We start from the raw sequence: 23,994 nt of genomic DNA on the forward strand, positions 1-23,994 counted from the left end.
ATAACAACAAAAACTTTAAAACAGCGCAGTTTATGGATAATGTAATGACCGACATTATCCTTTTTTTATTGCGCCAACTTTTATTTCTTACGACTACATAAACGCAACTTTCACTTTCAAACAAGGAACGAACATGGGCCACCGTTTAAGTAAAATCTACACCCGCACAGGCGACTCAGGCACAACAGGACTGGGCGATGGTTCACGTGTCGCCAAAGACGACTTACGCATTCATGCATTGGGCGATGTCGATGAACTTAATGCCTGCATTGGCGTATTGCGCTCACAAATTACACATAGCAGCATTCAAGACAAAAACACTTGGGACAAATCGCTCAGCCTGATCCAACACTGGCTATTCGATTTAGGCGGTGAAGTCTGTATCCCCAATTACCACCTCGTACAACCGCTTGCGATTGAATACTTAGAGCAAGACATTGACCGCATGAATGAAAGCCTGCCAATGCTCAAAGAATTTATTTTACCTGCAGGTACATTGGCATGCAGTTATGCACATCAAGCTCGTGCTGTATGCCGTCGTGCAGAGCGCAGCGTGATGTCGGTTCACTCACGCGACCAGAATATTCAGGCGACTTCCCTGCAGCTATTAAATCGCCTATCTGACTGGCTGTTTGTGGCTTCACGCACCTTGCAACGCGCTGAAGGTGGTTCTGAGGTGTTATGGCAAAAAAATATCAATGAGACCATTGATCAATAAATCCACTAAAATATATTTAATTGCACGGAAAATTCTGCGCCAACGGTATTTGCAACAAAGTGTTTCAGGCGCAGAATATTGCAATACTCCTGTCACAACTCTTCATCATTATGTTTTCATCTTCACTTTTTCAGGTTATCGCAGCATGCGCATAATCGGACATCGCGGTGCGCGTGGGGAAGCGCCTGAAAATACACTAGGCGGTTTTCAATATATTCAGGATATCGGGATTCGCGCAGTCGAATTTGACGTACGCCAGCTTAAAGATAATGCCCTGATCATCATGCATGATGATAACTTTGTACGCACTACCGGTTTGCAAAAACCCCTCTACGAATGTAGCCGTCAGGATCTCAGTCAATATAACCACGCAGTGAAATGGTCAGAATGGAAAAAGGTCGAAGCCACTCCCATGCTGGATCAAACCCTAACCGTGATTCATAACTTTGATCATATTGAAGTTGAAGTCAAAAGTGTAACGAGCCAGGCAGATGCCGAAAAAATCACGCTTGAGCTTGAACAGCAGTTACAGGGTTATGAGCATTCAGTCGTGATTACCAGTTTTGATCCAAAAATTCATCAGGCTTTGCAACAGCAAAATTCCAGTTTAAAACGCGGCCTTCTGATTGAAACAGATGTGAAATATCAGGCGATTGATCAAGCTTTAGAACTTGGATGCTGCCAGATTGGCTGGATGAATGAACTGGCTAGCAAAGATATTATTCAAGCCACACAAGCTGCCGAACTCACTATCAGCGTCTGGACCGTAAATGATGTTAATCGTGCCAGAGAATTACGCGACTGGGGTATTCAGGGTCTCATTACCGATTATCCGAAGTTAATGATGCAACATCTTTAAATAATCCAAAATGCAAGATTCTATACATAGATCATTTTTGTTTAAACCTTGAAAAACAATTTAAAGAAAAATCCATGACTGTAATCTTGTTTAACTTTAAATGACGGGATTGTTTACAAATTTATTTCTCTGCAATCTAGTAGAAAAAATGAACATTCATTTGACTCATTTTCAGAAAATAAATTTGATTAAAAGCTTCAAAAACCTCAGTGATTTACTCGGAAATCAGAGCCTGTCTAGCCCGCGAAAATGGTAGTTTCCCTCCTATTTATTCTGTTACCGATAAGTACAGTACAACCGTACAATAATGCTAGTGATGCCCTAGGGGGCATGCTAATATGAATGAATTAACCGCTGTTAAAATAGACAATAGCGGCCTCTGTTTTTTGTTATACCTTCCCAGGTTCCAGGAGTGCTGTTGGAGATGAATGCTCCCCTACCTCAAGCCCCAATTAACTGGGTCGCTGTGTTTGCTCTGGTAGTTTTACCCATTGTAGCTGTTATCGCGATTCCGTTATATGCGTATCACTATGATTTTAGCCTTGCCGCTTGGATCAGTATGTTTGTTTTGCTCGGCGTTAGCAGCCTGGGGATTACAGCGGGCTATCATCGTCTTTGGGCACATCGTGCTTATGAAGCGACTTTACCTTTAAAAATCATTTTAATGATCATGGGTACCTTTGCGGTGCAGAACAGTATTCTGTACTGGGGTTCAGGTCACCGTACCCATCACCGTCATGTCGATGACGTGGAAAAAGACCCATATTCAATTAATAACGGCTTCTGGTATGCACACCTGGGCTGGATGCTGCGTGACTATCCTGCTGCAGAGCCAAACTATAAGAATGCACCAGACCTGCAAAACGACAAAGTCGTTATGTTCCAGCACAAATACTATGTGCCTCTAGTAATTGCAGTACATGCTGCAATCCTGTTGCCAATCGGCTGGGCTGTAGGCGATGTCTGGGGTGTATTGTTATTGGGTGGTCTGGTTCGTTTAATCCTCAGCCATCACGTGACCTTCTTCATTAACTCACTCTGCCATATGTGGGGTTCACGTCCTTATACGGATGAAAACACTGCACGTGACAACTTCTGGTTAGCGATTGCTACTTGGGGTGAGGGTTATCATAACTACCATCACATTTTCCAGTACGATTACCGTAATGGCGTGAAATGGTGGCAATATGACCCAACCAAATGGTTAATCTGGACTTGCTCTAAACTGAGTCTGGCTAAAAATCTGCGCCGTATTCCAAGCTTTAATATTAAAAAAGCTGAACTGGCAATGAAGTTTAAATATGCCGAGCAGGATCTGGCAGTATATGGCCATAATGTCAATGAAGACATTATCAATGTGAAAAGTAAGATTGCTCAAGAATATGAAGCCTTTACTCAAACATTGAATGACTGGGCCAAACTTAAAGAACAGGAAATTCAGGTGAAAAAAGCTGCTGTGGCAGAAAAGATTCATCAGATGGATGACAAGCTTAAAGTTGAATTCCAACTGGTTGAACAGCGTCTTTCTCATCATCGTGAAACACTGAATCTGTTAGTGCGTAATTTGAAAAAAGCGCCTGTCTCTCAATAAGACTTGAATTCTCAAAAAAGCTCCTGAAATCAGGGGCTTTTTTTATTTCTACTCATCTTACTTATACTTCCCTTTTACAACAGTTTTAAACAGAGATCTTTGTTATATTGCTTTTATTGCCTAAATATTTTGACTGCTATGTATTTTAATTCTCGATATCAGACTCTCCCTCCTCGCCTTTACCATCATCAGCCTCCGCTACCTTTAAAAGGTGCTAAAGCGGGACATTTTAATGCTGCGCTTGCTGATCATTTGCAATGGTCTGAGGAAGATAAAGCACAATGGGTCGAAATCTGTAATGGTCAAAAAACCTTTGCCGAATTTGAACCTTTGGCCATGGTGTATGCCGGCCATCAGTTTGGTCAATGGGCAGGTCAATTGGGTGATGGACGCGGTTTACTGATCGCCCAGATTCTGGATAAAGATCATCAAACCATTGACCTGCATTTAAAAGGTGCAGGCGCAACGCCTTATTCACGTATGGGAGATGGTCGCGCAGTGTTACGCTCGGTAATTCGGGAATATCTGGCCGGACATGCCTTAAATGCGCTAGGTGTAGAATCCAGTAATGCTGTCGGCTTTACCTCTTCCGCTCAAGGCGTACAGCGTGAAAAACTGGAACCGGGCGCGATGCTATTACGGACGTCTGACTGTCATATCCGGTTTGGACATTTTGAATGGATCAATCAGTATCAGCCAGACTTGCTGCCTGTATTCACACAAAAATGTATGGAATGGCATTATCCGCAATGTCTGCAAGCAGAACAGCCTATTCTGGCATTTGCCACTCAAGTCATTCAGTGTACTGCAGTCATGATCGCCAAATGGCAACTGGTCGGATTTGCGCATGGTGTCATGAACACCGACAACCTGAATATTACCGGTTCAACGCTAGACTTTGGTCCTTATGGGTTTATGGAGCGGTTCCGTCCCAACTGGATTAATAACCACTCGGATTATCAGGGTCGTTATACTTATCAGCAGCAACCAAGCATCGGCCACTGGAACTTGTGGATGTGGCTGAATAACCTGATTCCATTATGTCCTGAAAACTATGATGAAGAACAATGGAAACAGGATCTGGCCCAATGTCTGGAACATTATGAACCGACCTTCCTGGAACATTATAAGCATGGCCTAAACCAGAAAATGGGCTTACCGAATTTTCACAAAGACAGCTTTGACTGCGCCATGGCTTTTCTCAGAATCTTGCAAAGTGAGCAACTCGACTATACGCAAAACTTTATTCGCCTGCAAAATCATGAATATGAAGCAATTAAGGATGAGTGTTTGGATCGCCGTCAGTTTGAAGCATTCCTGACTCAATACGAAGCGATCCGTGACCATCAGGATATTGAAGAATTAGATGCAGCCATGCAGCTCGTCAATCCGCACTATATCCTGCGCAATCATATGGCACAGAAAGCAATTGAACTGGCTGAGCGGGATGATTTTTCCGAAGTCGATCGCCTGTTTAAATTATTAAGTCAGCCTTATTTAAAACAGCGAAATCTGGAACACCCTGAAGATCTAGGGCCATTGCCGAGTGATGTGCCTGAAGTCATGGTGAGTTGTTCATCTTAATTTATTCACAAGACGACCAAAAACTGTGGATAATTTAAGCATTATCCACAGTTTTATTTTGATTTATTCGTAACTTATGACCTTACATCAAATCTCAGCACAGATAGCGCTAAGTTTACCTGAAGTCACTGTGACTCAGTCTTTCGGTGAAGGTTGTGATGTATTCAAGGTGCTAGATAAAGTCTTTATGCTTCAGTTCTATCTTCAAGGCAAAGCTGTCATTAATTTAAAAGTAGCGCCTGATCATGGTGCTATGCTGCGAGATACTTATTCTTATATCCATGCGGGCTGGCATATGAATAAACAACACTGGATTTCAGTGTATGAAGATAATGAACTGGATGAATCTCTGGTTAAGGATCTAGTACAGAATTCTTATGAATTAGTAATATCGAAATTAAAGAAAGCAGAAAAAGTACGAATTGAATTATTACGAACATTAGAAAAATAAGTGCAGATACCACCGATGACTAAGATCAAACCAATAACATTAAAGACAAAGCGTTTAATTCTTTGCTCCTACCACTGTGGTGATGAAATCAATTTATTTCAAAACTATTTTAGCGATCTAGCAGCATCAAAATATTTGCAAAGACATCCACATCGGAATCAAACTCAAACTCGACAAACTTTAGAAAACTGGGCGGAACAAAAGTGGGAAGACTCAGACCCTGAGTTTATGTGAATTATTGCAGATCATTTAACTCAGCAACCTACGGGTATTTTGATCTTTATACAAAGGCATGACATTGGAGAAATTCTCTTCGGACTTGGAACTCCTTATCAGGGACAAGGTTTTATGTGTGAAGCGATGACTTCGGTAATCCAATTTCTAAAACAAAGCCAAAAACTGACGAAAATTGAAACCTTTTGCGCTACTGAACATTTAGCGTCAAGACAAGTATTAGAAAAAACAGGTTTTCATAAACAGCAACTGCTTCATGCTTGGACCATCTTTCCTTTATTGGGAAATGACCTTAAAGACTGTATTCAGTATATTCTGCCACTAAGATCAAAATAAACCTTAACTCATCTAGAAGCTTTAGATATTGCGACAATATGAAAAAAAGCCCTATCATTTCTGGTCGGGCTTCTTCTGATTGGAGATTTTAGGCCTAAGCATTCCTTTTATTCAGAAACTTAAACACGCCAAACAACACCGCAATCCACACCGGCAACATCAACACTGACAACATAAAGCCTTGCGTCCACATGATGTATAAAATCATCAGCATAAAAGCTAAAACAAAATAGTTACTAAACGGCGCAAAGATCGCTGGGAATCTGGTTTGAATCCCCTTTCGTTTGATGGTTTGTCTAAATTTCAAATGAATCAAACTGATCATCATCCAGTTCAATACCGCAGCTGCTACTACAATATAAATCAGGTAACTCAACGCTTTTTCAGGCACAAAGTAATTCAGGATCACACAGCCAAAGATCAAAAATGCTGAGAACAATACCGCAGCCACAGGCACACCATGTTTATTTACGCTCTTAAATAATTGTGGTGCATTCCCTTGTTGAGCCAGCCCCATCAACATACGGCTATTGGCATACATGCCACTATTACAGACTGAAAGTGAGGCAGTTAAAATAATAAAATTCAGTAAATGTGCAGCCCATTCAATCCCCATCTGGCTGAAAATCATTACAAATGGACTATGATCTAAATCGCCTAAATTCAGCTGATTCCATGGTACAAGTGAAAGTAATACGGCAAGCGAACAGATATAAAATAAAAATACCCGAATCACAGTTTGATTCACGGCACGTGGAATGTTCTTGTCAGGATTTTCGGTTTCTGCCGCTGCCATACTAATCAGCTCAATGCCGCCAAAAGCAAACATCATAAAGGCGAGCATATAAAACAGCCCATCAAAGCCATTCGGAAAAAATCCACCATGAATCCATAAATTGCTGATCGAAGCGGTTGAAGTTGCATCAGCAGTGAGGAGTAAATATATGCCAAAGATAATCATTACAATGATGGCAAAGACTTTAATCATCGATAGCCAGAATTCAGACTCACCATAAATTTTGACATTGGCCAGATTGGCAAGGGTTACCGCCAAAAAGAAAATGAGTACAGATACCCAGGCTGGAATATGTGGCCACCAGTAATTGATATATTTGCCAATGGCGGTCAGCTCTGTCATTGCGACCAGAATATATAAAATCCAGTAATTCCAGCCGGTTAAAAAGCCTGGAAATTTACCCCAGTATTTAAATGCAAAATAACTGAATGAACCAGTCACAGGCTCATGCACAATCATCTCGCCTAACTGGCGCATAATCAGGAATGCAATCAAACCACCAATCAAATAGCCCAGAATAATGGAAGGTCCTGCGGACTGAATAATCTGTGCGGACCCCAAGAATAATCCGGTTCCAATGGCCCCGCCCATAGCGATCAGCTGGATATGACGATTCTTCAAACGACGCTGTAGTTGCGGTGTTTCACTCTCCAAGACACGCTCTCATGATGAATAAAAAACCGAATTGTAGCGGGTATCCAACTAATCAACTAATACATAAATTTAAGTTATTAATTATTAAACTTTTATTTTTTTATATCTACTAAGATAAAAAGAAATATAAATAATTGATTTCATAATAGATGCTAGTAAAAAGGTATTTATATTTTAAAACTCCATACCTTCATAAATAGAAACGGCTCTTTTTTGATGAATTATTGCGTTGCATTAAACGCCTCATGGTAGACCACTTCTCCATGTGGAATAGATCCATTAAATGCAATGACTTGAAAATATTCTGGTGGAACATCCTTGAGGTAAAGTTCTGAAAAGGCCTTAAACCCGAAACGACCATAATATTGAGAATCACCGAGCACTACACATCCTTCAGCACCCAAATTTTGCAAGCGATCTAAAGCTGCTTGCAGAAGTAAAGTGCCGATTCCCTGTCCTTGCTTTGCAGGTAATACCGAAATTGGGCCAAGACCGTACCAGCCAGTTTCACCTGAAGAGATACTAACAGGTGAAATAGCCACATGGCCTACCAGCTGGTTATGTTCAAGTGCAACTAGAGAAATCGTTAACTGCCCATGCTTACGTAAAGCATTGACAATAAATTGTTCAGTATGACTTGAATGGTCAGCATTTTGAAAAGCCGCTCGGGTCAATTCAGCAATGGCTGGAATATCTTCTAGCCGTTCATCCCGAATGATAATTTTCATTATTTTGACTCTCTTATATTGATCATTTGCAGAAACAAAAAAAAGCGAACAAACCAATAAGTCTATCCGCTTTTCTCTAATTAATTCGAATATTAGTCCTCAGGATATTCAAAACGATACCCTACACCATAAACAGCCTGAATCCACTCATGACGGTTTCCGGTTTCTGCCGCATCTGAAATTTTACGACGCAGGTTTTTGATATGACTATCAATCACACGGTCTGCCACGTCAAAACTGTCCGGATTGATATGATCTAGTAATTGTGCTCGTGAATACACTTGGCCGACATGCTCCAGGAACAGCTCTAGCAAACGGAATTCAGTCGGGGTCAAGTTCAAGGCTTTTTGCTGATACCAGATACGCTGTTGTGATTTATCCATACGGAATAAATCATTGCTTTCCGGCTCAGCTTTACGGTCTAAACGGCGTAATACGGCCTGTACACGGGCAACCAGTTCTTTTGGACTAAATGGCTTACAGATATAGTCATCCGCGCCCATATTCAGACCCAGTACACGGTCAATTTCTTCGGTACGCGCAGTCACCATAATGATCGGCAAGTCTGACTGTTCACGCACTTTACGGCAAATGGTCAGACCATCCATACGCGGCACCATCAAGTCCAAGATCATCAGGCTCGGTTTACGCAGGGTAAAACTATTATATGCTTCTTGCCCATCATGAAACACGCTGACTTCAAAACCAGCAGCCTCTAGATAATCTCGCACCAACAGGGCAAGTTCGACTTCGTCTTCAACCAGCATGATATGTTTCATGAATATATTTTCCTTTATGGTTTCAATTGCTTAGGAAAACTTAGTTTGCATCGTAAACCACCTAATGGTGAATGTGCAAAGCTTAAGCTACCACCCATAGCCTGAGTAATTTTACAAGATAAGGCCAGACCTAAGCCTGTCCCACCGGTGGCACGAGTACGCGAATCATCGACACGATAGAAACGTTCACCAATGCGAGTCAGCTGCTCATCAGTCAGACCGAATGGACTGTCATCGACATATAAGGTCCATTCTTTCTCATTCTGTTCGGTATGAATATGTACCTGGCCACCGGCTTCTGTATAACGAATACTGTTGCTGAGCAGGTTGGCTACGATCTGCTTGAAACGGTCCAGATCCAGATCAACTTCAGCACCGTCACCTTCAACAGTCACTTTCAGGTCAGCCTGTTCAAATTTAGGCTGAAAGTTCATTAATTCCTGCTGCACCACATCCCACGGATTAACAGTTGCATAATAAAACTGTAATTGCTGGGCATCCGCTTGTGCTAGAGCTGCCAGATCCTGGGTCAGTTTTTTCAGGCTGGTTACCTGTGCCAACATCGATGCAAAATGCTCTGGTGTCGGTTTACGGATTCCATCCTGCATCGCTTCAATTTGTGCCTGCAAGACTGCCAGCGGAGTTTTCAGTTCATGTGAAGTATCTGCTACCCACTGACGGCGTGAAGTTTCATGCTGATCCAGAATCACTGCCAGTTGATTCAGTTCATTAGACAGATCACCCAGCTCATCATTACGTTTCACTTTTACCTGATGCTGATAATTACCACGAGTCAATTCACGTGTTCCATTCAACAAACGCTGAATCGGTTTTTTAAAATAAGTTGCCAGCAATAATGCAGCAATCAGACTGGCTAGAATACTTAAACCATAAACTAAAAATAGGTAACGTTTCTGATTACTAAAGAAATTAATACTTAAAGCATCATCTTGGTCTAAAACCGGTTTCAAACCCAAATAACCGACCACCTGATTTTCAACCATGATCGGACGATAGGAAATCTGCTCATCTGATGCTTCGCCTACTACAAAACGACGTTTGGCGTCATAGAGTGACAGGCGTGAACTCAGACCCAGACGGTCTGGCATCTGGATGAACTGCTTCTTGCCAGTAGGCTGCTGGACTGGCTGTTGACCGCCATTATTGTCTTTACGGTCAGTTCTAAACAGGTTCTGATTGGAGCTAAGTGGAAATCTTAAACCTTCAAAGGGCTGGAATTGTGATGGCAAGTTAGACGCCAGAATACGCAATTCTTCTTCATTGACTGAGCGCGGTGTCAGATTTGGCTCGACCATACTTGAAGGCGCTACAGTGGCTAAAGTTTGCTCCTGAAAGTAACGCTGCTGCAAGGCAATATCATACTGACGGCGCAACCACCAGCGCGATAAACGGTCATAATCATCCGGTGCAGCTTCACCTTCGATTTGCAGAATCTGCGCCTGAATGGCGTTACCCCAGTCTTCATATACCGTATAGACATCAGCCAGATTCTCGATCACATGATCCAGCTTCTGCATTTCTACATCCGCCACATAGCGGGTAAAGTTGCGCTGCATATTCAGATGCAATACGCCCAGACTCACCGTGGTAATTACCAGGGTGGTCAATAAAACAGTCAAAAACAGACGTAATGCAATCGGAATACGGCGAACCTTCAAAGTAAAAATCTCAGTTTTTCTTCTCTATATTCATTATTGTAGCGAACACAGACTTAAAAAACTCTCCATTGTTTCTTCATCTTTATTATTTAATCTTTACTCATCAAAAAAATCAGCTCTTGTATGGGGTAAAAACATGAAAGCAATGACAAAAATCGCCTTAATCAGTGCCAGTGTTTTATCGATGGGTGCATTGACTGCCTGTCAATCGACTAGCAACGTGAATGAGCAGAAAGATCATTCTCGCATGATGAAACATCATGAAGGTCAAAAACAGCATCGTCTTACTCCAGAGCAACGCGAGCAGTTCAAAGCCGCTCGTGCAGAACGCATGCAATTGCATAAACAGATTCAACAGGCCTGTGACGGCAAAGCTGCAGGCAGTGCAGTCCAAATCAAGGCGGGTGATAAAACCGTTGATGGTCAATGCAAGATTTCTTTCAAACCCGACCATAAAGGCATGAAAGCTCAACGTGGTGAATTCCGTGGCATGCGCGGTGAACATCGTCCGATGCGTGATGAATTCCGAGGTGGTATGAACCGTGGAGAAGCATTAACGGATAGTCAACGTGCAGAAATGGTTAAACAGTATGATCAGCGTTTATCAGAACGTCAGGCTTTACAAACTGCGTTTGCCAACGCTTGTAAAGGTCAAACCCACGGCAAGGCAGTTCAAGTGAAAGCGGGTGCTCAAACTATTGATGGTCAATGTATCGTGCACTTCCAGCCGAATGCACCCATCAAGATGACTAAAGCTGCATCTTGATCTTCTTCTACGTTTCTTATTCCTTCAAATTCAGGCACCTTCGGGTGCCTTTTTTTATGGCTGACTCCTCAGTCCTCTTTTGACCATTCATATTTTGCTAATTCCTACAAAAGTCTTTGCAGTCAATATGTTTACTGTTCTGTGCAGATTAATCTTTGACTTTATAGTCACCAAGAAAGCCGCCTGAAAGCTTGTATGGCCGGGCAAGATGTTGCACGATTAGATTCATAGCAATACGTGTCACTGAAGGCACGTTTCAATTAATTTAGGATGATAACGCTGGTCTAAACCAGTATTGAGGAAACCGATATGCCACAATACAAAGCGCCCTTACGTGACATGCAATTCGTTCTACACGAATTATTAAATGTTGAAGAACATTACGCAAAACTTCCTGCGTTTCAAGAAAACGTAAGCCGTGAGTTGGTTGATCAGTACCTAGAAGCTGCAGCTGACTTCTGTGAAAATGAATTATCTCCTCTAAATCAAGTAGGCGACCGTGAAGGCTGTACCTGGAATGACGGCGTTGTAACAACACCGACTGGCTTTAAAGGAGCGTACCAGAAATACATCGAGCTAGGCTTCCCTTCTCTTTCTGCGGAAGAGCAATACGGCGGTCAAGGCTTACCAAATTCTTTAGGTATCACTATTTCTGAAATGGTGGGTACTGCGAACTGGGCTTGGGGTATGTACCCTGGTCTGTCTCATGGTGCAGTTCGTACTTTAGAACACCACGGTTCTCAAGAACAAAAAGACGCTTATCTGCCTAAACTGGTTTCAGGTGAATGGACAGGTACCATGTGTCTGACTGAATCTCATGCAGGTTCTGACCTCGGCATCATCCGTACTAAAGCTGAGCCACAAGCTGATGGTAGCTATGCAATCTCTGGCGAGAAAATCTTTATCTCTGCTGGTGAACATGACATGGCAGAGAACATCATTCACATCGTACTTGCTCGTCTGCCTGGCGCGCCTAAAGGTACTAAAGGTATTTCTCTGTTCATCGTACCAAAATTCAACCTGAATGCTGACGGTTCAATCGGCGAGCGTAACGGTGTACGTTGTGGTTCAATCGAACACAAAATGGGGATCCATGGTAACGCAACTTGTGTCATCAACTTCGATAACGCAAAAGGCTTCCTGATCGGTCCTGAAAACCGTGGTCTGAACTGCATGTTCACGTTCATGAACACTGCACGTATCGGTACTGCTGTACAAGGTCTGTCTGCATCTGAGGCAGCGTTCCAAGGCGCTTTAACTTATGCTAAAGACCGTCTGGCAATGCGCTCTCTTTCTGGTCCTAAGGCACCTGAAAAAGAAGCAGATCCAATTATCGTTCACCCAGCTGTACGTAACATGCTTTTAACTCAAAAAGCATTTGCTGAAGGTGGTCGTGCACTGGTTTACCTGTTGGCTCAATATGCTGATGTGGTTGAACAAGGTACTTCTGAAGAAGAACGCAAGTTCGCTGACAATATCCTGTCACTATTAACTCCAATCGCAAAAGCATTCCTGACTGAAACCGGTTCAGAAGCTGCGAAACATGGTGTTCAAGTCTTCGGTGGTCACGGCTTTATCTCTGAGCATGGCATGGAACAAATCGTACGTGATACACGTATTGCCTGCCTGTACGAAGGTACCACTGAAATTCAAGCACTGGATCTGTTAGGCCGTAAAGTACTGGGTACTCAAGGTGCGATGTTGAAAGACTTCACCAAGATCATCCACAAATTTGCGGAAGCGAACAAAGACAATTCTGCAATGAAAGAATTTGTTGAACCGCTTGCGGCATTGAACAAAGAATGGGGCGACCTGACCATGCAGATTGGTATGCGTGCGATGCAAAATCCTGAAGAAGTGGGTGCAGCTGCAGTAGATTACCTGTACTTCTCTGGTTATGTAACACTGGCTTACCTGTGGGCTCGTATGGCACTGGTTGCTCAAGAGACTCTTGCTGCAGGTACCACTGATGCTGACTTCTACAATGCTAAATTGACGACTGCACGCTTCTACTTCAAGAAAATCCTGCCACGTGTTCGTTCACACGTTGACGTGATTGCAACTGGTGTAGAACCGCTTATGTCTTTAGATGCTGAACATTTCGCATTCTAAGCTGATGCAGTTTTAAATGCATAATAAGAAAAAGGACGGTCATCTTCAGGCAGTCCTTTTTCTTTATAAAGAGTTACAGAATTAACCTTTAGTTGTCTAACATTCAGATTTTTAATGCTTTAGACTGAGCCAAAACAATCCAATTAAACAATAAAACAGGTGACATACTATGCCAATTTATAACGCGCCACTTGCTGACATGAAATTCATCCTGAATGATGTTTTCAATGCAGAACAGTTCTGGCAGGCGAATGAAAATCTTGCCCACTTGGATACTGCCACAGCAGAAGCCATTCTTGAAGAAATGGCTAAGTTTGCGCAAAACGTCATGCTTCCTCTGAACCGTACCGGCGATGAAGAAGGCGCAAAATATGAAAATGGCAATGTCACCACACCAGCTGGCTTTAAAGAAGCATTCAAACAATATGCTGAAGGCGGCTGGATCGGTCTGGGTGCAGATGCAGAATGGGGCGGCCAAGAAATGCCGAAAATGCTCACCGTACTTTCTGATGAAATGCTGTTTGCAACTAACCCATCTTTCATGCTCTACCCACTTCTTTCTGTGGGTGCAGGTATGGCTTTAAACAGCTATGCATCTCAAGAGCAAAAAGAAACCTATCTTCCTAAAATTTACTCTGGCGAATGGTCAGGCACCATGTGCTTAACTGAGCCACATGCCGGTACTGATCTGGGTATTATCAAAACCAAAGCTGAACGTAATGAAGATGGTACCTATAGCATTACCGGTACCAAAATCTTTATCACTGGTGGTGATCACGATCTTGCTGAAAATATCATTCACCTGGTACTGGCAAAAACACCTGATGCGCCTGCCGGCTCTCGTGGTATTTCCCTGTTCATCGTACCGAAGTTCCTGGTCAATGAAGATGGTTCAATTGGCGAACGTAACCCGGTAGGTCCAGGTTCAATCGAACACAAAATGGGGATCAAGGCATCTGCAACTTGCGTAATGAACTTTGACGGCGCCAAAGGTTATCTAGTTGGTAAAGAAAACGAAGGTCTGGCAGCCATGTTCGTGATGATGAACTACGAACGTCTGTCTATGGGCATCCAGGGTCTAGGCGCCTCAGAGTTTGCTTATCAAAATGCTGCACAATACGCGACAGATCGTTTACAGGGTCGTAGTGCACTTGGTGCTCAATCACCGGCTAAACCGGCAGACAGCATTTTAGTACATGGTGATGTACGTCGTATGTTGTTGAATGTTCGTGCGAATAACGAAGCATCTCGTGCTTTTGCGGTGTATGTCGGTCAGCAACTGGATATCACCAAGTTCTCGACTGATCCTGAAGCCGTGAAAAAAGCTAATGACCGTGTTGCGCTGTTGACACCAATTGCAAAAGCTTACCTGACGGATACTGCATTCCAGGCAACCCTAGATGCACAAATGGTCTTTGGTGGACATGGTTATATCCGTGAATGGGGTATGGAACAATGTATCCGTGACCTGCGTATCTCACAGATCTACGAAGGAACCAACGGCGTTCAGTCTCAAGATTTAATCGGCCGTAAAACCATTAAATGTGGCGGTGCGTACATCGGCGAATACATCGAAGAAATTCGCGACTTTGCGAACCAGTTGGATGCAGACCTGAACTTCATTAAAGATGCAACTTTAGATGCAGCTACTGAAGTCGAATCATTGACTCAGTTTGTACTTGAAGCTGCTGGCGAAAATGCAGAATTCCCGAATGCTGCAGCAGTCGATTATCTACATGCAGTAGGCCTATTGAGCTTCTCTTATATGTTTGCGCGCATTGCCAATGCTGCAAAAGACAAAGATGGCGAGTTCTACCAAAACAAACTGGCACTGGCGCGTTACTTCACGCAACGCATCTTGCCTGAACTTGCACTGCGTATTACTAAAGTGAAAGCCGGTTGCGAAGTAGTGATGAATTTCTCTGAAGATTACTTCACGACTCAAGCTTAATCTTGACGTGAATCCATATAAAAAGCCCTGCATCTGCAGGGCTTTTTATACACTATACTTTTTCAATCAAGATCGTATCTGGTTGCGTCGTTATTTTAGGATTGAAATGCTTATTTACTATTTTAATTCCCCCTTGCGACTCTAGAGATTCACACAGTTCAAGTACCTTCTGCATCTCTTCAGCCTTGATCCCCGCGCCCAGGATTAATTTTTTTCCTGCTTCTAATTGACTAATTTTTGTTTGAATTTTGTCCAACATTTTTTTCTCCTATTTATTCAATGTAGTTCTCATACAATATAACAAGTTAGTACAAAAAAGTGCAAAAGTTCAAATAATTTCACTTGTATTTTATTTTTCTCTTTTTGTGCATGATCTTTGCTAGTTCTTTCCTGTTCATATATTATTTCACATGAAAAATCAGGAGGAGAACATGAGTAAATCTGAATCTAAAGTAAAAAGAATAGAAACTCTCCTCGACCGTTTTGGCAACCTTGCTGTTGAAAGTTTCCATTATCTTGCGCTGTTCATTATTGGCTGTATGGTGATCTGGTCCGCAGGTCATACCGTATTTGACATTTTAACCGTCAAACAGTTTGCCACCATTGACGATATTCTTTTGCTGTTTATCTATCTGGAACTTGGTGCCATGGTCGGCATCTATTTCAAGACCAATCATATGCCGGTTCGGTTCCTGATTTATATTGCAATTACTGCCCTGACCCGTTTACTGATTTCCGATATTCAACATACGCACAAAGCCAGCATGGATCAGGTCATTATTACCGGTTCGATTCTGATTCTGGCTTTTGCCATCCTAGTGGTTCGTTATGCATCCTGGACCTATCCATCCGTCATTCGCGACAAGCATAGCGAAAAGCCATTGCCAGAAGGTAAAACTCCACGACCTGAGGATGATGAGTTGGCATAGTCATAGAAAAGTCCCCCTTTGCAAAAGGTGAGAAGCACTGCTTCGCAAGAGGGTAATTAATCACCTCTCCTAACAAGAGAGGGAGTTTCTTTTAACGATTATTCATCAACACATAACGTCCATTTTCATAAATCCAGTAACTTCCGCGTGGTGGGGCCGGTAATCCCAAACGCTGCCAGTCACTAATCACTGTATATCGCGAACTTTCAATGCGAGCCACATTTGGATCACCATTCACCCAGCTATAGCTATTGGAATTCTGGTAAATCGTGGTCGGTGCCTGATACTGGATATTGAACCCGCTTTGGCTTTGGGCAGGAGGATAATATCCGCCATGGGATGGACGTTGCGGATAATAAGGCCGCTGCGAATGAGGCGGTTGTGGTGCATAATGAGGACGCGATGGAGGACGATGCTGGGGTTTAGAACGATCAACACCGGTATAGCCTACCCAGGCATTATCCGCCCAAGCGGGCACTGCAATACCGAACAGAAATGAAGCCAGCAATGCACCTGAAGCTAATTTTTTCATAAGTGCGTCCTCCAAAGATTTCTGCCTATATTTTAACCAAAACCCATGCAGAAAATATGGGTAAATCTCCTGCTGCTGCAAAGTTTTGTAATTGATTCCATGACTTTAATAGGCTTGCGTGATGAGCGCTGAAGTGCGTATGCTAATATCACTTTTTTAATGCTTTGAGTTGCATACTGTGTCTGATTTAAATTTCGATCGTTTATATGAATATTTTTGCAAGGTACCCAGTGTTCAAAAAGGACTGATTGATAGCTATGGCTCGGATGGGAAACAGGCCTGGTGGTTTAAATTTCAGATCAACGTTGATCATCCTTTAGCATGGCAAACTGTGCAGGAACTGGGTCATGTCCTGAACTATATTTCTAAGAATGAGCGCCTGCCGACTCAGTTTCTTCCAGTTTCTCCCCCGCCGTATATGAATGGTGTAGCCAAAGATTTCCTGTCTTGGGTGATCCAGTGCAATCATGCTGACTTTCCACCAAATGTGGTATGTGACTGGCTAGAAGCACGTTTACCAAATCCGGTGGATGATGAATCTCAATGGAAAATCAAGACTGATATTTCTGAACTGGATGAGCTGACAGATAAAGAACTGGATCAACTGGTTCCGCCGAATCCAGAATCGAAAAGCTAATACTAGAAATCTCCCTAAATCCCTCTTTATCAAAGAGGGATTTTCTCCCTTTTTTAAAGGGAAGTCAGGAGGGATTTAAAATCAAAACGTCGACCAGCCACTCCATTCCATAAAACGATAGAGCCAGTATTTCCAGAATGACTCTTCAGCATATTGAGCATAGTCCACGCTCATGGAACGGCCATTCAAATTAGACCAGGCCGTATTGAAATACTGCTGCGCATCGCTAAAGACTTCCGCCTGAGGCTGACCCATCACACGCAGATTGGTTTCCAGATTATAATTTTTCAGGTTACGTGCCGTGAAATTGGCAGAACCTAAAATCATTTCAGCTTGCTGGGCACCGTATTTCATCAGAATTTTGTTGTGACATTGCTCGCCTTGAGTGTTACACCAGCGTACCGGAATACCAGCTTTATGCAGTTCTGAAGCCACCTGCCGGTTAGGAATGCCATTTTTTTCACGACCAAATGCATCTTTATTTGGATCAAGTAAAACCCGAAGTTTCACTCCGCGCTCATGCGCTGCAATCAACCCTTTTACAATCTTACGTTCTGACAGATAGAACATGGCCAGATCAATCTGCTCATCTGCTTTCGCTGTTTCAAGCAGCTTTAGAACTCCCTCATAAATGGCTTTTTCAGTCAACACCTGAACTTGAGGCTGGTTTTTTTCCGCTTCAAACTCACCTGCAATCACAGCCGGCATATTGGCTTGAGACATGATCCCGACTGCCTGTTCTGTCGCAAGAATATCAGTCGCTGTTCTGCCCCAAACCAGTAGACCGATATTGGAATGCCGTGAACTGCCATCATGTGGGTTCATTGAAGTGACCAATGCTTTCCAGCCCTGATCTGTATCCACGACCAGTGTTTTACGATGATTGGCCTTGAAATTAAATAAGTCGAAATAACTGCGTAAGGTCACTTTTTCTGGACCAAACGGATTCGGCAACCAGCCTTTTTCCGGATTATTGCCAATCCCCTGACAGCACAGATACCAGAAACCTGACCAGCTTGGATTAGAAGCACGCAGCGGTGTCAGATTGGTTTCGATTACATCTACTCCCGCCTGACGCAGTTCACGATAATGCTGTGCTGTAATTCCACCGTAGACAGAATTAATCGGATCGGTAATAAATTTGATTTCCACTTCAGGCTGCATTAATCGCTTGTTAAGTAAGGCCTCTGTGAGCTGTTTGCTGAGTGCCTGATGTTCCTGTTTAGAGGCACCGGTTTGCTGATTAAACAGGAACATATCCAGCACGATCAGGGATTTTGCTTCCTCAACCATCTTCAGCATTTCATTAAAAATCTGATGATCCAGTTGTTGCTTGCCCTGTGCATCCAGATAAGTCTGATCGACCAGAAATTTCACCTGTGCATGGCGCAGCTTACCCGTGTAATTCAGCCCTTCAGGTAACGGTTTATAAGTATGATAAATTGCTGAAGCCAGATAACTGGCCATCAGCACACCAATGATCAAGGCCGCATAACGGCGATTTGACCAGTTCAGTTTATTGTGAATTCGTTGAAAGATACGCATAAGAAAAAACCTAACCCAATATGCTCAGGCTAGGTTTAATCTGATGATTTTTCAAGTCTATTTCAGTGACAAGACTTGGATTCAGTCAGTTATTTCAACTGAATCCTAGAAATCATATTGTACACCGACTGTGAAATTACGTCCGATTTGTGGAATATTCGACAGGAATGAACTATGTGAGTAGACCTGATCATCGAGCAGATTATTGGCTTTAAAATAAACCCGATAGACATTTTTATCAGCAATGCTATTGGCATAGCTTAAGCCGACATTGACCATGTTATAGCCTTGGGTTTCATCTTCATAACTGGCCGTTTTGTCCTGATTGAAGACATGATAATACTCTGCCATTCCTGACCAGCCATCGGCAAAGTCTGCTTCAACCTTGGTCCCTAAACGGCCTGCTGGAATACGTGGTGCATTTTCACCCTCAATTTTGCCGCGTACATAATCACCGAACACACCTAACTTGTATGTGTCATTTAATGCATAAGTAGCTTCTGCTTCAGCCCCATAGAAACGGGCTTTATCTTGGGTATATTCTACCCCACGCAAATTTCCATTTCTGGCGGTTGTCGCACCGTAGATATAGTCATCAAACCAGTTATGATAAATATGCGCATGATAATCCAGCTTGTCACCTTCATATTCAAAACCCAGCTCTAGGTTATTCGAGCTTTCTTTTTCCAGATCAGGATTACCGACTTCATAGGTATTGGTGGCAAAATGCAGGCCATTGGCATACAACTCTTGCGCCAGTGGTAAACGTTGCTGATGTGAACCTACAATGGATAACTTATAGTTCGGGGCAAATTCCCAATTCGCCGCTGCTGAAGCAGAGATGCCTGTGCCTGAATAATTTTTCTGTTCAGATTCAACTTGTACTTTTTGATGATCGACACGTGCACCCAGTTCGACATGCACATCACCGAGTTGTTTATGCTCTAAGGCAAACAGACTGTATTTTTCAGTTTTGGTATCTGGCATGACCACACTTGAACCATGAATATGATGTTCTTCATCATCCTCGTCACCATCTTCATGATGATCATGTTCTGTAGCAGCCAGATTGATTTTCTGCTGGCTATATTGGGTGCCAATTACGCCCTCCCAACCAGCAACCGGAACATGGACTAGTTCTAGACGGCCATCGTAGCCTTTGCTTTTGAAATTACTAATGACTTCATTTTCTTCCAGCTCATCATGCTCATAATCAGTAAAGCTGGCATGGGCACGTAACTTGTCAAAACCAGCAAAAGGCTGTTCCAGTTCAGTACGTACTTCATAACGTTCAGATTTCAGATCTACCCATGGTCCGCCATGCTCTTCATCATGCTCTGCGGTAGCACCCAGCTCTGGACAGCCATGGAAATGATCACCATGCAATACACAGCCATGATATTCATGACTATGCCCCGGCAAGCCATATTCATCCTGACGGTTGCTATAAGACAGGCCAACGAAACCACGATCATGAATCCATGATCCACCAATATTCACGGTCTGTCCTTCAGCAAAGGTATTACCTACACGACGTTCTTTGTGAAAATGTGAATGATCGCCATGGGGTTCTTCTACTACATAATCAGGCGCAATATAGTCATTGGCCTTATGTTTGGTACCTTCGACACGCAGGGCAAAATTTTCACCGACTGCAGCAGTCACGCCTGCTCTTGCCAGTTTTTCATCACTGCCCGAGTTGTAACGTAGTCCAACAGTCCCTTCCAGACCATCTTCCGGCATTTGGGTTGGGATCTTCTGATCAGTGACATTAACCAGACCACCGACTGTTCCCGCGCTATAGAGCAAAGTTGATGGGCCACGAATCACTTCGACCTGTTTGGCCAGAATCGGATCAACCGTCACCGCATGGTCAGGAGATAAGGTCGATACATCAGCCGTTTCTGAAGCATGCTGCAAAACTTTGACACGTGGACCATCTTGTCCTCGAATTACCGGACGGCTCGCTCCGGTTCCATACTGATTTGAATACACCCCAAGTTCATCTGCCAGCGCATCACCAATAGTCGTCGCACGTTCAGATAAAGCTTTCTGATCCACCATCAGATCAGCAACTGCAAAATCTGCCGCAGTCTGTACCAATGGATGAGCTTGTACCTGAATGGTGTCCATGGTTTGTACAGGCGTAGTAGAAGATGACTGTTCTGCAAATACCGTAGGCGCAACTACAGCAAAAATTGAGAGTGTTATTAGATTCTTAGAAAAGGACATGACCCAAGCTCAAATTCAGCAATTTCGAATAGTGTTATAATATAACATTTCATTGCTTTTGCAATCCTTTACGATAATCAATGAGATATTTTATTAGAATGTCGTTTGAATATTTTTTATTGCAATAAAATCCTATTTTTATGCCCTTTACTTTATCTCATGCAGTACTCGCTCCGCCTATTTCATATTTAACTGGCAACCGGCTCCCTGTTGCTGCGTTGGCGATTGGTAGCATGGTTCCAGACCTGTACCGGCTTTTCACCCATAAAAATTCTAATATCACCCATTTATGGTCTTCGCTGATTCATCCTGATTTATGGATTGGTCTTATTTTTTGTGCGGTCTGGTACCTGATTTACCGGCCAGTGATTTATCGTTTTATTGGCATACAGCATGACTTAAATATTCATAACTTATTTTCAGCGTTCAGATTTATTTGCGCTATGTGTATTGCAGTGGTGATTGGGACAGCCACTCATATTATTTGGGATGGTCTGACCCATGCGGATTTTCGAACCTTTGCCTTTTATGACATTCTCAGCCAGCAGTATCAAATTTTAGGACGAACTTATCCACTACACCGGATTTTACAGATCGGGACTTCTGCCCTAGCTCTACCTTTTATCCTGTGGATGAGTCTGCATTACTATAAAACTCATCGGCAATATCTAAGCGTCAGTCACAAGATCCTCATCTTTTGCTGGGGTCTATTAGGCCTCTCTACGCTCACAGGTTTATTTTCGACATGGGACTATATGCGCTACATTCCGGATGAGGTCTGGCGGTCTGATCTGTATTATTTTACCGGCCGCTCTATCAATGAATTTAGCCAGGGCTTTTTAATAACCTTTAGTCTGGGCTGTCTGCTATTTTTATTTCTGGATCGTGATCGGCGTATGGGCTAGCATAATCTCCCACTTCCTGCTTATTCACTTTAAAATGATACTGTTTTTGCCTCAAGTTCTTGTGACAACATTCCCAAAGAGGCATAATCCTACCTTTGCTAAAGGCGGTACGCTGTTTACGTATACGCTTCCTTAACCCATATAGTTGGATTTTTAACGCTATGATGCGAACTCATTACTGCGGTTCTTTAACCGAAGCTCAAATTGACCAGACCGTAACATTATGCGGTTGGGTACACCGTCGCCGTGACCACGGTGGTGTCATCTTCCTTGACATGCGTGACCGTGACGGTCTTGTTCAAGTGGTTATCGACCCAGATACACCTGAAGCGTTTGCAACAGCAGACAAAGCACGTTCTGAATACGTATTAAAAATTACAGGCCGTGTACGTCGCCGTTATGCGGGTACTGAAAATGCCAACATGGTGAGTGGTCAAATCGAAGTATTGGGTAAAGAAATCGAAGTTCTTGCTCAGTCTGAAACTCCTCCGTTTCCATTAAATGACGAAAACACAAGCATTTCTGAAGAAATTCGTTTGAAATATCGTTTCTTGGACATCCGTCGTCCTGAAATGATCGATCGTTTACGTTTCCGTTCTAAAGTGACCAACCTGATTCGTAACTATTTAGACGATCACGGTTTCCTGGACGTTGAAACTCCGATCTTGACTCGTGCGACTCCTGAAGGTGCGCGTGACTACTTAGTTCCAAGCCGTGTATCTAATGGTAGCTTCTATGCTCTTCCACAATCACCACAGCTGTTCAAACAGTTGTTGATGGTAGGTGGTGTAGATCGTTACTACCAGATCGCTAAATGTTTCCGTGATGAAGACTTACGTGCGGATCGTCAGCCTGAATTCACTCAAATCGACATCGAAACATCGTTTATGAGCGATGACGATATTATGGATTTGATGGAAGGCATGACTGTTAAGATGTTCGACGAACTTCTTGGCATCAAATTCGACAAATTCCAACGTATGCCTTATTCAGAAGCAATGCGTGACTACGCTTCTGACAAACCAGACTTACGTATTCCTTTGAAACTTGTTGACGTTGCAGACTTGATGCAAGACGTCGAGTTCAAAGTATTCGCAGGTCCTGCAAAAGATCCTAAAGGCCGTATTGTTGCACTTCGCGTACCAGGTGCGGGTTCACTGCCACGTAGTGCAATCGACGAATATACTAAATTCGTTGGTATCTACGGTGCGAAAGGTCTGGCTTACATCAAAGTTAATGAACTTGAAAAAGGCATCGAAGGTCTTCAATCTCCAATCGTTAAATTCATCGAGCCTATCGTGCTGGATCTATTGAAACGTGTTGGTGCTGAAAATGGCGATATCGTCTTCTTCGGTGCAGACAAAGCCAAAGTTGTGAATGATGCAATGGGCGCACTTCGTGTGAAAATTGGTCATGACATGAACCTTGCAACTTGCGAATGGGCTCCGCTTTGGGTAGTTGACTTCCCGATGTTCGAAGAAACTGATGATGGCAAATGGACTTCTGTTCACCATCCGTTCACGCTTCCTAAATCAAGCGTTGAAGATGTGAAGAATAATCCAGGCGAAGCATTGTCTGTTGCTTATGATATGGTATTGAATGGTACTGAAATCGGTGGTGGTTCACTGCGTATTTATACTTTGGAAATGCAAAAAGCGATCTTTGAGGCGCTGGGTATTTCTGAAGAAGAAGCAGAAGAAAAATTCAGCTTCTTATTAAATGCATTGAAATTCGGTGCGCCTCCTCACGGTGGTTTGGCGTTCGGTCTGGATCGCCTGGTGATGTTGATGACTGGGGCATCTTCAATCCGTGACGTGATTGCATTCCCGAAAACCAAAACTGCTGAATGTCCATTGACTCAAGCACCTGCACCAGTTGAACCTACTCAACTACGTGATTTGGGTATTCGCTTACGTGAAAAACCAAAAGCTGAATCTCAAGAATAATTTCTTGATGATTTAAGTAAAAAAAGCCCT

At 43.0% G+C, this 23,994-nt stretch carries 22 protein-coding genes; 14 read left to right on the plus strand and 8 right to left on the minus strand.

Translation table 11 applies throughout. The features are described 5' to 3' along the window. Positions 1-133 precede the first annotated feature (133 nt). From F897_RS00125 to F897_RS18165, 7 genes are all read left to right on the plus strand, one after another. A complete protein-coding gene (locus tag F897_RS00125; RefSeq protein ID WP_005232049.1) occupies positions 134-718 on the plus strand; it encodes a cob(I)yrinic acid a,c-diamide adenosyltransferase in 585 nt (194 codons plus the stop codon). 145 nt (positions 719-863) lie between these two features. Next, positions 864-1,577, plus strand: coding sequence for a glycerophosphodiester phosphodiesterase (locus F897_RS00130; protein ID WP_005232050.1), 714 nt, complete (start codon positions 864-866; stop codon positions 1,575-1,577). Positions 1,578-2,001: 424 nt separating this feature from the next. After that, complete coding sequence (locus F897_RS00135) at positions 2,002-3,168, plus strand: acyl-CoA desaturase (protein WP_005232051.1); 1,167 nt, start codon at positions 2,002-2,004, stop codon at positions 3,166-3,168. Positions 3,169-3,306: 138 nt separating this feature from the next. Further along, the gene (locus F897_RS00140) at positions 3,307-4,752 is read left to right on the plus strand and encodes a protein adenylyltransferase SelO (RefSeq protein WP_005232052.1); all 1,446 of its coding nucleotides are present in this window, start codon (positions 3,307-3,309) and stop codon (positions 4,750-4,752) included. 76 nt (positions 4,753-4,828) lie between these two features. After that, positions 4,829-5,203 carry an MmcQ/YjbR family DNA-binding protein gene (locus tag F897_RS00145; protein ID WP_005232053.1) on the plus strand — a complete coding sequence of 125 codons (375 nt, stop codon included), beginning with the start codon at positions 4,829-4,831 and terminating at the stop codon, positions 5,201-5,203. 15 nt (positions 5,204-5,218) lie between these two features. Continuing rightward, on the plus strand, positions 5,219-5,437 hold the full coding sequence (locus F897_RS17635; protein WP_164071331.1) for a hypothetical protein: 219 nt from the start codon (positions 5,219-5,221) through the stop codon (positions 5,435-5,437). A gap of 39 nt (positions 5,438-5,476) precedes the next feature. Beyond that, positions 5,477-5,773, plus strand: a complete 297-nt coding sequence (locus tag F897_RS18165; protein WP_164071332.1) for a GNAT family N-acetyltransferase — start codon at positions 5,477-5,479, stop codon at positions 5,771-5,773. 94 nt (positions 5,774-5,867) lie between these two features. Here F897_RS18165 and F897_RS00155 read toward each other — a convergent pair whose 3' ends face one another. From F897_RS00155 to baeS, 4 genes are all read right to left on the minus strand, one after another. Next, positions 5,868-7,223 carry an amino acid permease gene (locus tag F897_RS00155; protein ID WP_005232055.1) on the minus strand — a complete coding sequence of 452 codons (1,356 nt, stop codon included), beginning with the start codon at positions 7,221-7,223 and terminating at the stop codon, positions 5,868-5,870. Positions 7,224-7,444: 221 nt separating this feature from the next. Next, positions 7,445-7,951 (minus strand): GNAT family N-acetyltransferase, encoded by a 507-nt coding sequence (locus tag F897_RS00160; protein WP_005232056.1) that lies wholly within the window; start codon positions 7,949-7,951, stop codon positions 7,445-7,447. Positions 7,952-8,043: 92 nt separating this feature from the next. Further along, positions 8,044-8,730 (minus strand): response regulator transcription factor, encoded by a 687-nt coding sequence (locus F897_RS00165; RefSeq protein ID WP_005232057.1) that lies wholly within the window; start codon positions 8,728-8,730, stop codon positions 8,044-8,046. Between the two features lie 14 nt (positions 8,731-8,744). Continuing rightward, a complete protein-coding gene (baeS, locus tag F897_RS00170) occupies positions 8,745-10,409 on the minus strand; it encodes a sensor histidine kinase efflux regulator BaeS (protein ID WP_005232059.1) in 1,665 nt (554 codons plus the stop codon). Between the two features lie 136 nt (positions 10,410-10,545). Here baeS and F897_RS00175 point away from each other — a divergent pair, with 136 nt between their 5' ends. The 3 genes from F897_RS00175 (at position 10,546) to F897_RS00185 (ending at position 15,238) form a co-directional block, all read left to right on the plus strand. Next, the gene (locus F897_RS00175; protein WP_005232061.1) at positions 10,546-11,175 is read left to right on the plus strand and encodes a hypothetical protein; all 630 of its coding nucleotides are present in this window, start codon (positions 10,546-10,548) and stop codon (positions 11,173-11,175) included. 309 nt (positions 11,176-11,484) lie between these two features. Further along, positions 11,485-13,287 carry an acyl-CoA dehydrogenase C-terminal domain-containing protein gene (locus tag F897_RS00180; protein WP_005232063.1) on the plus strand — a complete coding sequence of 601 codons (1,803 nt, stop codon included), beginning with the start codon at positions 11,485-11,487 and terminating at the stop codon, positions 13,285-13,287. Between the two features lie 169 nt (positions 13,288-13,456). Continuing rightward, positions 13,457-15,238: an acyl-CoA dehydrogenase C-terminal domain-containing protein gene (locus F897_RS00185; RefSeq protein WP_005232064.1), complete on the plus strand. Its 1,782-nt coding sequence runs from the start codon at positions 13,457-13,459 to the stop codon at positions 15,236-15,238. A 52-nt stretch (positions 15,239-15,290) separates the two neighbouring features. Here the strand turns inward: F897_RS00185 and F897_RS00190 are convergent, their stop codons facing one another. Continuing rightward, the gene (locus F897_RS00190) at positions 15,291-15,497 is read right to left on the minus strand and encodes a hypothetical protein (RefSeq protein WP_004782155.1); all 207 of its coding nucleotides are present in this window, start codon (positions 15,495-15,497) and stop codon (positions 15,291-15,293) included. A 172-nt stretch (positions 15,498-15,669) separates the two neighbouring features. Here F897_RS00190 and F897_RS00195 point away from each other — a divergent pair, with 172 nt between their 5' ends. Beyond that, complete coding sequence (locus F897_RS00195; RefSeq protein WP_005232065.1) at positions 15,670-16,167, plus strand: phosphate-starvation-inducible protein PsiE; 498 nt, start codon at positions 15,670-15,672, stop codon at positions 16,165-16,167. Positions 16,168-16,258: 91 nt separating this feature from the next. On the opposite strand, the gene F897_RS00200 is transcribed toward F897_RS00195, so the two are convergent. Further along, positions 16,259-16,699 (minus strand): RcnB family protein, encoded by a 441-nt coding sequence (locus F897_RS00200; protein ID WP_005232066.1) that lies wholly within the window; start codon positions 16,697-16,699, stop codon positions 16,259-16,261. A 178-nt stretch (positions 16,700-16,877) separates the two neighbouring features. On the opposite strand from F897_RS00200, the gene F897_RS00205 reads away from it, so the two are divergent. Then, positions 16,878-17,336: a hypothetical protein gene (locus F897_RS00205; protein WP_005232067.1), complete on the plus strand. Its 459-nt coding sequence runs from the start codon at positions 16,878-16,880 to the stop codon at positions 17,334-17,336. Positions 17,337-17,417: 81 nt separating this feature from the next. Here the strand turns inward: F897_RS00205 and F897_RS00210 are convergent, their stop codons facing one another. Continuing rightward, positions 17,418-18,881, minus strand: a complete 1,464-nt coding sequence (locus F897_RS00210) for a phospholipase D family protein (protein ID WP_005232069.1) — start codon at positions 18,879-18,881, stop codon at positions 17,418-17,420. A gap of 105 nt (positions 18,882-18,986) precedes the next feature. After that, positions 18,987-21,113, minus strand: coding sequence for a zinc piracy TonB-dependent receptor ZnuD (gene znuD, locus F897_RS00215; protein ID WP_005232071.1), 2,127 nt, complete (start codon positions 21,111-21,113; stop codon positions 18,987-18,989). A gap of 140 nt (positions 21,114-21,253) precedes the next feature. On the opposite strand from znuD, the gene F897_RS00220 reads away from it, so the two are divergent. Further along, positions 21,254-22,018 carry a DUF4184 family protein gene (locus F897_RS00220; RefSeq protein ID WP_005232074.1) on the plus strand — a complete coding sequence of 255 codons (765 nt, stop codon included), beginning with the start codon at positions 21,254-21,256 and terminating at the stop codon, positions 22,016-22,018. 161 nt (positions 22,019-22,179) lie between these two features. Next, on the plus strand, positions 22,180-23,964 hold the full coding sequence (gene aspS, locus F897_RS00225) for an aspartate--tRNA ligase (protein WP_005232075.1): 1,785 nt from the start codon (positions 22,180-22,182) through the stop codon (positions 23,962-23,964). Positions 23,965-23,994: the final 30 nt, after the last annotated feature.

This window comes from Acinetobacter variabilis (assembly GCF_000369625.1).
Taxonomy (GTDB): Bacteria; Pseudomonadota; Gammaproteobacteria; order Pseudomonadales; family Moraxellaceae; genus Acinetobacter; species Acinetobacter variabilis.

Bases quoted from the DNA above. Each gene is read 5' to 3' on its own strand.
- F897_RS00125 (WP_005232049.1), top strand. From the start codon at position 134: ATGGGCCACCGTTTAAGTAAAATCTACACCCGCACAGGCGACTCAGGC.
- F897_RS00130 (WP_005232050.1), top strand. From the start codon at position 864: ATGCGCATAATCGGACATCGCGGTGCGCGTGGGGAAGCGCCTGAAAAT.
- F897_RS00135 (WP_005232051.1), top strand. From the start codon at position 2,002: ATGAATGCTCCCCTACCTCAAGCCCCAATTAACTGGGTCGCTGTGTTT.
- F897_RS00140 (WP_005232052.1), top strand. From the start codon at position 3,307: ATGTATTTTAATTCTCGATATCAGACTCTCCCTCCTCGCCTTTACCAT.
- F897_RS00145 (WP_005232053.1), top strand. From the start codon at position 4,829: ATGACCTTACATCAAATCTCAGCACAGATAGCGCTAAGTTTACCTGAA.
- F897_RS17635 (WP_164071331.1), top strand. From the start codon at position 5,219: ATGACTAAGATCAAACCAATAACATTAAAGACAAAGCGTTTAATTCTT.
- F897_RS00160 (WP_005232056.1), bottom strand. From the start codon at position 7,951: ATGAAAATTATCATTCGGGATGAACGGCTAGAAGATATTCCAGCCATT.
- F897_RS00165 (WP_005232057.1), bottom strand. From the start codon at position 8,730: ATGAAACATATCATGCTGGTTGAAGACGAAGTCGAACTTGCCCTGTTG.
- F897_RS00175 (WP_005232061.1), top strand. From the start codon at position 10,546: ATGAAAGCAATGACAAAAATCGCCTTAATCAGTGCCAGTGTTTTATCG.
- F897_RS00180 (WP_005232063.1), top strand. From the start codon at position 11,485: ATGCCACAATACAAAGCGCCCTTACGTGACATGCAATTCGTTCTACAC.
- F897_RS00185 (WP_005232064.1), top strand. From the start codon at position 13,457: ATGCCAATTTATAACGCGCCACTTGCTGACATGAAATTCATCCTGAAT.
- F897_RS00190 (WP_004782155.1), bottom strand. From the start codon at position 15,497: ATGTTGGACAAAATTCAAACAAAAATTAGTCAATTAGAAGCAGGAAAA.
- F897_RS00195 (WP_005232065.1), top strand. From the start codon at position 15,670: ATGAGTAAATCTGAATCTAAAGTAAAAAGAATAGAAACTCTCCTCGAC.
- F897_RS00200 (WP_005232066.1), bottom strand. From the start codon at position 16,699: ATGAAAAAATTAGCTTCAGGTGCATTGCTGGCTTCATTTCTGTTCGGT.
- F897_RS00210 (WP_005232069.1), bottom strand. From the start codon at position 18,881: ATGCGTATCTTTCAACGAATTCACAATAAACTGAACTGGTCAAATCGC.
- znuD (WP_005232071.1), bottom strand. From the start codon at position 21,113: ATGTCCTTTTCTAAGAATCTAATAACACTCTCAATTTTTGCTGTAGTT.
- F897_RS00220 (WP_005232074.1), top strand. From the start codon at position 21,254: ATGCCCTTTACTTTATCTCATGCAGTACTCGCTCCGCCTATTTCATAT.
- aspS (WP_005232075.1), top strand. From the start codon at position 22,180: ATGATGCGAACTCATTACTGCGGTTCTTTAACCGAAGCTCAAATTGAC.